The organism is Actinomadura geliboluensis (assembly GCF_005889745.1).
Lineage (GTDB): Bacteria > Actinomycetota > Actinomycetes > Streptosporangiales > Streptosporangiaceae > Spirillospora > Spirillospora geliboluensis.
In genome coordinates this window covers 1-1,192 of sequence record NZ_VCKZ01000748.1, presented here as the reverse complement: position 1 = coordinate 1,192, position 1,192 = coordinate 1, and the positions used below count along the sequence as shown (strand labels likewise).

The 1,192-nt window shown below is 65.9% G+C and carries 1 protein-coding gene; it reads left to right on the top strand.

Going from position 1 to position 1,192, the window contains the following annotated elements; translation table 11 throughout:
- The first annotated feature begins 134 nt into the window (after positions 1 to 134).
- Positions 135 to 1,085 carry a LamG domain-containing protein gene (locus tag ETD96_RS44005; protein ID WP_138642383.1) on the top strand — a complete coding sequence of 317 codons (951 nt, stop codon included), beginning with the start codon at positions 135 to 137 and terminating at the stop codon, positions 1,083 to 1,085.
- Positions 1,086 to 1,192 lie beyond the last annotated feature (107 nt).

Sequence of the window (1,192 nt, the reverse complement as noted above, 5' to 3'; positions counted from 1 at the left end):
GGCCAGGGCGTCCAGGGCGACGAGGCGGCCATTCCTTTCAAGCCACAACAGCGGCAAACAACCATCAGCCACACCCCGTCGCCCTGGGCATCCAGAGCGACTCACTCCAGACAAAACGATCTTAGGGACCCACCGTGCCCACTTCGACTGCCACACCGATCATCGACGTCAGCGGAGACTTCAGATCTATTCAGGCGGCTGTTGCTGACCTCTCGGCACTATCCGGTCTTGAATCCGGCACGCTGCTCTTTGATGTCGCGAGTTCCATCGACGGCCCCCTTCTCGCCATCGACGGCGAGAACGGTTCAGTGAACCTGTCGATCTCCGGTGGGCGGCTACTCGGTGAGGCGCGTCTCGGCCCTGAAGTGCGCGTCCTCGACGCCGAGGACGCACTAGGCCTGGACGACGGTGTCGTGCACACACTGGGGCTGACCGTCGACGGGATGGGGACCCACGTCCATGTAGACGGTTACGAAGCCTTCTCGACCACCCTCGGCGCCTGGTTCTCTCAGATCCGTGTGTGCCGGATCGTGATGGACCCCGACGGGATCATGGACGTGACGCGCCTGGTCGTATGGGACGCGCCCCTGACCCCGCACGCCGTCGTCGCGCGGTCCGCGGCGGTGAGACCCTTCGTGGAGTTCGCCGCCGCGGCCTTGTCCGCGCGCGACGCCCGGCGCTGTGGCGAACTCAGCGCCGGCGCGGTTCGCGCCCGGTTCCGCACGCGCGGGCAAGGCCAGGGCGGTGTCATCGTGGCCGCTCGCGGCTCCCTGGGCGTGCTGCGTCTGAGTGTGGAATCCGGCGACCTCGTCTACTGCGTGCGTATCGAGTCCGACGTGGTGGCCCAGGTCCGTGCCCCCGGGCGCTGGGACGACGGCGAATGGCATGACATCTGCCTGGTCAGCGGGCGGGGTTCGATCGATCTGTATGTCGACGGCTACCAGGTCGTTCATTCCCCTGGGACCGCGTTCTTCTCCGACCTCGGCTCGGTCGACCAGGTGCTCGCCGGCATGGACCTGGACGGTTCGCGCCTTTTCGGTGAGGCGCAGACCGCCATGATCTATGGCCTAGAGCCTGTTTTGTAAGTGATCGTGCGGTCTGGCGTGTCGGTGCCCGGGACGCAGTGAGGTCTCCGGTAGGTGGTTCTTCGACCAAGAAGACCAATGTCCCGGAGACCTCGTGGCCACCCTAG